A 10,968-nucleotide genomic window follows, 5' to 3' on the forward strand; every position below is an offset into this window, starting at 1 on the left:
CCGTGGACGGCCTGCGCCATTCCGGGACCGCTGTCAGCCGGGCCCCGTTGTACTACCGGGATAGTACCGGGAATCGCGGCCGCATGCTCAGCGGAACGGTCCATTAATGCCTGCTGCGCGTGGTCGAGGTTGCGTGCGTTCCGGGCAGCCCTGTTGGGCAGCGGGGCACCGCACGCGGTGCAGAACGTGGCCCCGGCGCGGATCAGCTGCTGGCAGCGCTGGCAGCGCTCGGAGTCTTGCGTCATGGTTCGGTGTGGTTCTTCCTGCCAGGGTTCCGCAGAACGGTGGAATCATCAGGTTCGGAGGGGCGTGCGGGAGGTGCCACCGGACCGCTCTCCACCCTACCTTCGGCCGGTTGCGCTGCAGCGGACCCGGGCTGGGGAGCGGCGGAACCGGGACGCCGCAGCGAGGCCAGACCCAGGCCGGTGCTGCGCAGTTTCAGGGCGGCCCGCCCGTCCGCCAGCAGGGACCTGGGCGAGAACCTGGCCCGCTGGCGTCGCCAGAAGCCCACGGTCGCCGTCATTTCCTTGAGGGAGCCGTCCACAATGGTCCAGTACTCCTTGACCTCCTCCTCACTGGGCTGCCCGGCGCCGAAGATCGAGGCATCCGCCCGGCGGGCCAGCATGGTGGTGGTGGTCCCTGTCGTGGGGAAGGCGACGGCGACGACCGCAGCGCTTTCCCGACGGGTGGCGCGGGTGTCGATCCCGGCTCCCATGTCCGTCGCCAGGCTCAGCACCTCGTTCCAGCCCCCGCCGACGCGCTGCGCCGGGTGGCCATCCGTGAAGCGGGACTTCCGCCGTCGTGACTTGAGCAGGGCGATGAGCAGCAGCGGCAAGGCCAGGACAGACACCGGAATCAATGCAATCCCCAGGGCGCCGAGGAGGGCCCCCCAGAACAGCCACGGGTTGTTCTTCTTCTGGTCCGCATCCAGCGCGTCCGGGGAGGAGTCCGGCGGCAGGTCTGCCGGTTCCTGCGGGGGCGGCGGCGGCTGAAGCACCTGGGGCTTCGGCTTGGACCTGTTTTCCGGGTCCGGCGGGATGGGAATGTTGTCCTTGGGCGGTGTCGGATCAAAGCTGACCCAACCCACGCGGTCGAAGGCGACTTCCACCCAGGCGTGGACATCCTTGCCTGTGATCTTCACCTCGCCGGCACCGTTCTCCGGGCTGGTTGGATCGGGGTAGAAGCCCATGACCACCCGCGAGGGGATCCCCAGGTGGCGGAGCATCAGCGACATGGAGACGGCATACTGTTCGTCATCGCCCAGCATCTGCTTGGCGGTCAGGAGGTTCCTGATCCGGGACGAGCTGTGCCCGGAGACGCTGGGCAGCTGGCCTTCGGTGACCAGCCCGTTACTGAAGGCCCCGGTCTTCTGGAAGTGGGCCTCAATCTGGCGGACGCGGTCGATCGCCGTGGGTGCATCGGCCGAGAGGTCGTTGGCCTGCGAGCCGACCACCGGTGGCACCTCCAAGGCGTCCGGCAGGGTAACTTTGGCGAAGTCGTATTGCGTCAGCTGGCCGTGCTCCAGCTTGACCGGGTCGGATACCTGGACACTGTAGGAGTCACCCTTGGAAAGTCCCTTCGTGGTCACTGCGGTGTCGGTGCCCGAATTGAAGTACAGGCCCGAGGCAGCCGCTGACGCGCTCTGGTCAAAGCTCAGGCCCGTTGTTTTGCGGCCGCCGGGAACGAAGTAGCCCTGGTAGTCCTCGATGGTGATGTCTATTGAGTAGTCGTTGGTGGGCACAACGCCTGAAGTGTCGGCGAGCGTGTTGATGGACTTGGTGTCCCCCACCTTGCTGAAACTGCCGGAGCCGTTGGGATCCATGTTGTAGTTGGTGCCGTTGAACGCGTCAAGCGCCCCCAGCCGCACGCGGCCGTCCCGCGGCAGGCCCTTGACCACAAACAGTGTGTCGTCCTTCTTGTCCTTGACGAAGGTCCGGAAGCTTGCAAGCGGCGTGATGTAGTCCTTGGGGTCAAACGGCGGAACCACCACGTTGCGGAGCACTTTCCGGTCATCACTGGCGGTGACCAGGGGCGCGGCAATTGCCGTGACCGCCACGCTGGCGGCGATGACCGCCGCCGCCGTACCGAGCCTGCGGATTTTGGCACGCTGGGCCGTGCCGGCGTCGCTTTGCGGGCGGTTGACGGAGACTTTCCGCGTGTCGCTGCGGCGCAGGGCATCGCGGCGGAACGTGGCCCACGTGATCGCAAAGACCGTCAGGGCGATCCCACGCTCCACGGTAAGGAAGGCGGCATTGGTGCTGAAGGCTATGCCTGTCACAAAGAGGGCAAGCACCGGGAGCAGCGGCCAGTAGGGTGCCTTGGCCCGCCAGGTGAGGATTCCGGCCACCAATGCGGTGATCAGTGAGCTGAGGAACGGGACAATGAGCACTCCCCCGGCCGTACCTACCGGCACACCCACGGTCAGCATGTCCTTCCAGGCGAACACAACGCCCAGGAGGAGTGTCCGCAGGGAGTCCAGGCTGGGGACGAAGCCCGCGATGGCCGCATCCGGCACGGCCAGCACGGTTCCCAGGACAAGGTAGGCGCCCAGTGCCAGTGCTGTGGTGATCAGCAGGCCAAGCCGGAGGTGGGAATTGGCGGCGGCGAGGGCGAGGCCCACGATGATGCCGCCGAACCCGGAAATGAGATAGTAGGCGTCCCCTCCGAAGCTGAGGCTGAAGCCCAGCACACCCAGCCCGAGCAGGACGGTGAGCGCACCGGCGTCGACCATAAAGTGCCAGGACGGCTGCCCGTCCGCGAACGCTGACTGCTGCTGTTGCTGCTGGCGCTGCTGCCGTGGGGTCCGCGGGCGGAGGTCCGATGCGGAGCTCATGCGGCCGCCTTTCTCAGGACGATGGCGAGGTCGGCAAGGTCACCCAGCGTCAGCACGGTCAGGTCCGCGATGTTGGCACGGGACGGTGCGGCGCCGGTCTGGAGCCGCACCGCAAGGCTGCGCACTCCGGGGGCGACGGAGGCGGCGGCCGAGCGGAGCTGGGTGGGCGTGACGTTGCTTCCCACCACAAAGAACACCACCGAGGCGTTGGGGACCGTGTCTGCGAGGGACCGCGCAAGGTCGACGGCGGTGCGGCGCATGGGTGCCCCGACAATCCTGGTCATGTCGTCCAGCATGTTGCGCCCGGTTTCGCAGCGCAGCGGCCCCTTCTGGGTCAGGACGTCCAGCTCGCGCTGCTCCCGGATGGCCTGGCGGCCGATCGAGGCGGCCGCCGAGATGGCCATCTCGAATTCCTGTTCGGAGGCGTACTCGTCCGTGTTGATGGACAGTGAAACCGCCAGGTGGGCGCGGCGGGTCTCCTCGAACTGCCGGACCATCAGCTTGTTGGTCCGGGCCGTGGTCTTCCAGTGGATGTGCCGCCTGTCATCCCCCGGCACGTAGTCCCGCAGGGCGTGGAACGATACGTCGGCGCTGGACAGGTCCGTGGTGGGCATGCCTTCGAGGTCTCGGATAAACCCTGCGGCGGAACCTGCCAGGGCAACAGTCCGGGGATGGACGTAAAGGTCCTCCGGCTCAGTCCACAGCACCTGCCGGCGCAGCAGGTGCAGCGGGTCCGCCCGGACGGACCGGACAGGGCCTACCACGATGACGGCTCGGCGCGCCGTGGGAATGGTGAAGAGGTCCTCGTGGACCTGCTGGGGCTTCATTCTCGGGAGGTGGAAAACGGCCGTGGCGGCACCGACGGGCAGCTCCAGGGCGGCCGGCAACAGCGGACGGGCGGAGGTATTGGAAACCGCAATGCTGCCCACTGCGCTGTCCCCCACCGCGACGCGGGTACGGGCGAGGTCCAGGACCACACCGTAGGACGACCGGCCCAGGATGAAGCCGACAGCGATGAGGAAGAGCACAAACGCCGCGATAGCCGCCGCTTTGGCTTCCTGCCAGCCGAAAGCCTGGCCGGAAGCCCACAGCAGGATGGAGGCGCCAAGGATGGACCAACCCAGGACGCTTACCACTGACAGCACCGGCCACACATAACGGAGCCACAAGCCCCGGGCTTTCTGCCAGGCCGGGGCGAGGGCCAGAACGGCCGTACTGGTGGCCTCGGCCCATAAAGCCGGGGGGTGCAGCCCTGTGGGCTTGCCGTTCCGGCGGAGAAGTAGCCGGAGACGCTCAGCAAGCCGGGTCAACGGTGTGCTGCTGGACATAGATGTGCCTTTGTTTGCGCTGGGTGGTGGTCGTGGGGTCCTGGAACCGTCAGGCGGTGGCGCGTTGCTGCGGGGCGGCGACGTCGGCCAGGACGCGGGTCAGCACAGCCTCGGCCGTGGCGCCGGAGAACTCGGCTTCAGGGTCCATGACAAACCGGTGCGTCCACACGACCGGGGCGAGTTCCTTGACGTCGTCCGGCAGGACGAAGTTCCTTCCCTGGCCTGCAGCCCAGACCTTTGCGGCGCGGACCATGGCGATAGCGCCACGCACGGAGACACCGAGCCGGGTCTCAGGCGCGTTGCGGGTTTCCTCGCAGAGCCGGGAGATGTATTCGAGCACGGCGGTGTCCACATGGACGGTGGCCGCGAGGTCGGCCATATCCGCCACGGCCTGGGTGGTGATCACCGCGGAGATTTCCTTGGAGCGGTCCTTCAGGTTGGCGCCGCCCAGCAGCCGGACCGTTGAGGCGTGGTCCGGGTAGCCGATGGAGGTCTTGATTAGGAAGCGGTCCAGCTGCGCCTCGGGCAGCCGGTAGGTACCGGCCTGCTCGATGGGGTTCTGCGTGGCCATGACCATGAACGGCCGGCCGGCCTCGTAGGTAACGCCGTCCACGGTGACCCTGGATTCCTCCATGACTTCCAGCAGCGCCGACTGGGTCTTCGGCGAGGCACGGTTGATCTCGTCAGCCAGGACGATGTTGTTGAAGATCGGCCCCTTGTGGAACTCGAACTTCTGCGTCTTCTGGTCGTAGATGGTCACGCCGGTCACGTCCGACGGCAGCAGGTCGGGGGTGAACTGGATGCGGTTGTTGGATCCCTGCACAGTGGCGGCCAGGGCACGCGCCAGTGAGGTCTTGCCGGTGCCGGGAGCGTCCTCGAACAATACGTGGCCCTCGGCGAGCATCGCCGTGAAGGTCAGACGGATGACGTGTTCCTTGCCCAGGACCGCCTGCCCAACATTGGCAACGAGCTTTTCGAAGGTGCCTGCAAACCATTCGGCCTGCTCGGTGGTCATGGTCATGAAGTGGATCCTCTTCTTGTTGTGGTTGGTGTCTGGGGAGCGATGACTCGATTGGGAGAATTCGCTCAAGCGGCCAGGGCCTAATAGCTGCCCGGGCAGCTGCTCATGCCGCCAAATGAGCCATTGACTGTGTCGGCCCGGATGAACCGGTACTCATGCGTCCATCGGCTGCCGTCTTTGCTGTAGATGTAATACCAACGGCTGGATCCCCAGCCATCCCGGTAGCATTCAAGCCGCAGATTGGACCCTTGCGGCATCTTGTATGAGGAACAGGAATCACCGTTCCAGTGGTCACCACTGCCTTTTGCCTTCTCGAGGCAGCTGTTGACGTTGACCACTGCCCCCCACGTCTGTGGACCGGGGGGAGGCGGTGGCGGCGGCTCAGCACCGCTGCGCGAGGTATCCCTCCCGATCCGGCCGGGCTGGTTGGCGCTGATGGCGCGCACCCTGAGTTCCACTGTCTCGCTGTAACCGACCGTCTTGGAGAATGATCGCTGTGTGGTGTCCTGCCAGCCACCGCCGTCGACGCTGTACTGGTAGCCGGTGACTGCCCGGCCGTTGCCGTTCGGCTGGTTCCAGGTCCATGAGACCGTCTTGTCGCCGACGCCGCTGCTCTTGCTTCCGGTAACCGTCGGAGCGAAGGCCAGGCCGTAAGGATTGACGCTGTTCGAGGCAGGGCTGGCGTCCCCGGCAGTGGTACTGCGGGACGAGACTGCCCAGACGACAACTGCCGTATCGGTGCCGTTGGCTGCTGCAACGGTTCCGCCCCCTGCGTTGATGTTTCCGCTGCTGCCGCCGGAGGTCAGGCTGTATTTGTAGGTGATTTCGCTGGCGGCCGACCCGTTGCGCTGGGCATCGGTCAGCGGAGTGAACCTGACGTCGATCTTTCCACCATCGCCGCCGGTGTCCATCAGGGTTGCTGTCGGTTGGCTCACCATGCCTGGCTTTCCCACGGCACGGACGGCCGCGGACTGCGCGCTGGTGCCGGACGTGCCCGCCTTGTTGGTGGCCGACACCGTGAACGTGTAGCCCGCTTCGGAATTGTCCACGGTGACGTTCTGCGTCGTAGCCCCGGCAACCGGCTGGGTTGCCACCACAGCTCCGCCCCGCAGGGTGGTGAGGGTGTAGGACGAGACCGCATCGCCGTTGTTGTCCGGCGCAGCCCAGCTGACCTTCAGCTGGCTTTGGGAGCCCACGGCACCTGCCTCTGAAGCCGTGGGCGCCCCCGGCGTGGCCGGAACTCCGGCGGGAATCTCGGCGGCGGAGTATGTACTCCACTCGGACGGATCCTTGGCGTCGTTGCGGGCCAGGACGCGGACCTTATAGGACACGCCGTTCTGGAGGCCCTTCCAGACGTAGCTGACAGCGGTCAGGTTCTGGATCTGGGCGTTCTGTCCCGGCGGTGCGGGCGAAATCTCCAGGTCGTAGGACTTGATGGGCGAGCCCTTGCTGGCAGGAGCCGCCCAGCTCACGGAGAGCTGCTTGTCACCGAACTTGAGGGCGGGCGCAAGCGGAGTGTCCGGCCTGACGTCCGGACGGATCTCGGCGGAGGCTGGAGACCGGTCCGATTCGCCAAACTCGTTCGTCGCCGTCACCTCGAAGTGGTATTTCGTGTTGTTGACCAGCCCGTTCAGAGTGCAGGTATTGGCAGGGCAGTCCTGCCTGAAGCCGGACTCGCCGTACACCGTGTACTTGGTGATGGGGGAACCGCGGTCAGCCGGGGCGGACCAGTTCAGCAGTGCCGTCTGGTCGCCAACGCTCTGCGCCTGGGGCGTGGTGGGTGCCAACGGCTTGTCCTTGACCGTGAGCCGGATGCGGGCTGTAGCCTGCCTGGACGTATCTTGCGTCTTGTCCGCAACCGTGTACGAAACCACCATGGAGCCGGAGAATCCCGGAGCCGGTGTTACCACCACGGAATCACCGGACACTTCCACGTTGCCATTTCCTGTCTCGGTGGTAGCCGAGATGATCTTCAGGGCTGTCTCGGGGAACGGGTTGGAATCGTTGGCCAAGACGTTCACGGTGACCGGCTTCCCGGCGGCCGCGTTGGGCTCGAGGTCATCGTTGGCCACCGGCTTGGGCCGGTTGGAAGCCGTCACCGCCAACTGGAACGTGGCTGTTGCCTCGAGGCCACGCGGGTCCCGGGCCTTGACCTGAACGGCGGCCGCAGCACCGGTAACGCTGGAGTCGGCAGCGGACGCCTTCAGGCTCTTGCCCTCGACGGTTGTGCTGAAACCGGAGAGCGCTCCTCCCACGATTTCGTACTTCATGTTTTCCAGGTCGTCGCGGTCCGGGTCGGCGGTCAGCTTGCCGAGGTCGATGCTGGCGCTGTCCCCCTTCGGCACGTCAACGGTGGCACCCAGCAGGGTAGGCGGGTTGTTGCGGTTGGGATCGGGCAGGACTTTGGTGCGGATGCTGAGGGTGGACTTCAGGCCTTCGGGATCGTCCGGGCCGGTGCCGTCGGTCACTTCGAAGCTGAGCGAGCCGGGTCCCACGTAGTCTGTGCCCGCGGTGTATTTGAGCGATGTCGCGCTGCCTGCCGTGGGGTCGCCGCCATCGGCGCCGATGAGTTTGATCCGGTCTGTCTGGGTGATCCGGGGGGAGCGGCCCTCCCGGACTTTGACCCATTCGTTCAGGTCAACCGTGACGGACTGGCCGGCAATGACCTCAATCACTTCGTCCTTCGCGAGGGTGGGGACCTGCTGGCCGATGCCCGGCACCCAGATGATGGCGGTGGACTTCTGGCCGTCCACATCCTCCACAGTGTAGGGAATCAGTTGCGGCTCCTCGGTCAGGTCCACAATCATGTTGCCGTCAGCGCCTGGACGTGCTGTGGTGGCCTCCGTGCTGACCAACAGGTTCTCGCCCACGCCGTCCGGATCTTCGTCGTTTTTCAGGACCGGCACGTCTACGGCCGTCTTGCCCATGGTCTGGGCAGAGGTCACGCGGTCGTCCCGGGCAATGGGGGCCTGCAGCGGGACCTCGTTGTCCACCACGACGCGGATGGTGGCCTGGGCTGTTGCGCCGCGGTCGTCGGCGATGGTGTAGCGGACGTTGACTGTCCCGGCGGCCCCGGGCGCAAGCAGGATAATGCGCCCGCTGGTCTTGCTGACAGTTGCCTGGAGGGCGTCATCGGCTTCGATGCCGTCGGAGAGGATGCGGATGAGGTCGCCGTCAGGGTCAGTGTCGTTGCCTGTGGCGTCGACGGCGATCTGGCGGCCGGGACGGACCTTGACTTCGTCGTCCACCGGCGTGGGGTTCTGGTTGGTCTCGCCGCGCGGGGCAATGCCAACAGTGACAGTACCGGTGTTGACCGCGCCCTGGCGGTCCACCACCTTGTAACGGAAGGTATCCGTCCCCGCACCGTCGCCGGCAGCGGTGAAGTCGATGAAGTTGCTGCCCACGGTGGCGGTTCCCATCGCGGGTGTACTGTCGATGCCGGTCAGCTGCACGGAGTCGCCGTCGGGATCGATACCGTCCAGCGGGACAGGGATGCGCACGGTCCCGGCAGCTACTACGCGTGCGGTCAGGTTCCGCGGCTGGGGGCGGGAATTCTCCGATCCCTCCAGCGGAAGGATGTGGATGGTCACGGCGGCGGCGCTCTTTTGCCCCTGGGGATCCACCGCGTTGTAAATCGCGCGCACGGTCTTGGGCTGGGAGCCCGCGATGAAACGCAGGGTGTTCTCTGAGACGAAGCTCTTGCCGTCCAGTTCTTCCACGCTTTGTGGCAGCACAGGGTCCACGGTCAGCTTTTCGCCTTGGGGGTGGGTGTCGTTGTCCAGGACGGGAATAGTGACGACGTCGTTGACGCGGACGTTCACCTCATCCGGCTTCGGCTGCGGGGCTTCGACGACGGCGGGAGCCGGAACCGGGACAACAGAGACGCTGCCGGTAGCAGACTTGCGTCCGTTGGACATGGTGTATTCGAAAAGGAACGGGTCCTTCGTGCCCAGGACGTCAGTGATGCGCAGGACGCTGTGATTGATGACGCTGACGGAGGCAGTGATGTTGTCGGGGAGCTTCACGGACTGCAGGACAAGCACCCCGCCGGATGGATCCGAGTCGTTGGCCAGCGGGTCCAGTAGTACGCTTCCGCCGGTCGGCATGAGGGCAACGTCATGCACGGCAACGGGGTCGCCGGTGTCCTTGCCGGATTCCACGTCCACGCGGATGAGCCCCTGGCTGCTCTGCGGGCCATTGCTGGCTATGTAGGTCAGGTAGACCGGTCCGGGAGTGGTGCTCCGGAAAGTAAAGGTACCGCCATCGGTCACGGGGCCCAGTTCGGCGGGGCCGTTGGCTTCCACCTGGGCCAGCCGGAGAGCACCGCCGTTGGGGTCGACGTCGTTCTTCAGGGGCGCGATCACCAGGTCCTGGCCCACCACCGCGGTGACGTGGTCGGCGTTGACAACGGGGGCCAGTGCACCCGGCGGCTGGACGTTGACCACGACCTTGCCGGTGACTGTGGCACGGCCGTCCCAGATGGTCACGGTGACGTTCTTCTTGCCGGCCGTGGCGCCGGAATCCTGGAAGGTCAGCAGGCCGTCGCGGCGGACCTTGACTTGGTCCTGGTCGTTGTCCGCCTTGGCGTCCATGAGGACCAGGTCGTCGCCGTCGGGATCGATCCAGTCCGTGAGGATGTTCTGGCTGACGGTCTTGCCCTGTTCCACGAGCATGGTGGTGGCGTCACCGCCGCGCTTGAACTGGGGCGGACGGTTTTCCTCCGGGCCCACCACGCTGATCGTCACCTGGCCGCCCGCGGAGAGTCCGCGGCCGTCAGCGGCGTTGTAGTCGAATGTTTCGGTGCCCGGCTGCGCGTCCGCCGGCACCGAGACCTGGAAGGCGGTACCGCCGTAGATGCTTTCAAGGCTCCCGGCCTTGGGCCCCGCGTTGCCGACGGCGGCAGTCAGGACATCGCCGTCGGGATCTGAATCGTTGTCCAAGACGCTGAGGACGGTAGTGCGTCCTGGCCGGACCCCCACGGCGTCCGGTTTCGTCTCCGGCGGCCGGTTGGGCTTGGTGCGGTCCGGGAGAACGTTGATGGTGTTGTTGTCGGCAGATTCCTGGTCCTGCTCGTCCGATTCGTTCTTCGGCGGGATGACGTCGTCCCAGTTGTTCACGAGCTGCATGTTCTGGTTCACCAGCCACACATTCCCGGAATTCACATCATTCAAAACCACCAGGGCCCGGTTCACCCGGAAAACATACGACGGCGACGCACTCGCCTTGGGCACCTCAACGTTCCTGTCATCAGCATCATTAACACAGTCACGGACATACTTGTTCGCCCCCGACCACGCCGCATGCACACACCCGCCCAGCTGCACCGGCGCCGCCGGCACACCCTCACCATCAAAGCCCACCGTCTTCGCCGTGGAACCATCCAACGGCTGCTTCAACAACACCTTCTGCGTCGAAATCGCCACAAAATCACTGCCCGGACCACCCTGCTGCAACTTCGCATCCCGCGCATTCTCCAGCTGCAGCCGCCTCCCGCCCGGCAAAAACAGCTTCCCCGCCGCAGCATCCAAAACCACCGGCCGGTCCCCCACCACCGTGATCTGCAAATCCCCCGAACCCTTCAGCTCACCCCACACACCGGACTCCGACGACACCACCACACCATTCGCATCCACGGCTGTCACCGACACCGCACCCGTCTTCGGGTCCGCCGAATAAATCCGGTCATCAGCACCCACCGCCGACACCAAACCCTCAGAGCCCACCAGCACCGGCTCAGACGCTTCCTCATCAAAGCCATTCACCGTCGACGGCGACACCGCCCACAC

The 10,968-nt window shown here is 65.8% G+C and carries 4 protein-coding genes; all 4 read right to left on the minus strand.

What is annotated here, in order from left to right; genetic code table 11:
• Positions 1–241: 241 nt before the first annotated feature.
• Positions 242–2,833, minus strand: a complete 2,592-nt coding sequence (locus AU175_RS04470) for a transglutaminase-like domain-containing protein (protein ID WP_066286180.1) — start codon at positions 2,831–2,833, stop codon at positions 242–244.
• Entirely contained in the window at positions 2,830–4,161 is a 1,332-nt protein-coding gene (locus tag AU175_RS04475) for a DUF58 domain-containing protein (protein ID WP_066286181.1), read from the minus strand. The genes AU175_RS04470 and AU175_RS04475 overlap by 4 nt, the downstream gene beginning before the upstream one ends.
• A gap of 49 nt (positions 4,162–4,210) precedes the next feature.
• Positions 4,211–5,182, minus strand: coding sequence for an AAA family ATPase (locus tag AU175_RS04480; RefSeq protein WP_066286182.1), 972 nt, complete (start codon positions 5,180–5,182; stop codon positions 4,211–4,213).
• Between the two features lie 80 nt (positions 5,183–5,262).
• A complete protein-coding gene (locus tag AU175_RS04485; protein WP_442855273.1) occupies positions 5,263–10,959 on the minus strand; it encodes an Ig-like domain-containing protein in 5,697 nt (1,898 codons plus the stop codon).
• Positions 10,960–10,968: the final 9 nt, after the last annotated feature.

This window comes from Arthrobacter sp. B6 (assembly GCF_001663775.1).
GTDB lineage: Bacteria > Actinomycetota > Actinomycetes > Actinomycetales > Micrococcaceae > Arthrobacter.

Excerpts from the sequence above, each read along its gene's own strand:
- AU175_RS04475 (WP_066286181.1), bottom strand. The coding sequence starts at position 4,161 with ATGTCCAGCAGCACACCGTTGACCCGGCTTGCTGAGCGTCTCCGGCTA.
- AU175_RS04480 (WP_066286182.1), bottom strand. The coding sequence starts at position 5,182 with ATGACCATGACCACCGAGCAGGCCGAATGGTTTGCAGGCACCTTCGAA.
- AU175_RS04470 (WP_066286180.1), bottom strand. The coding sequence starts at position 2,833 with ATGAGCTCCGCATCGGACCTCCGCCCGCGGACCCCACGGCAGCAGCGC.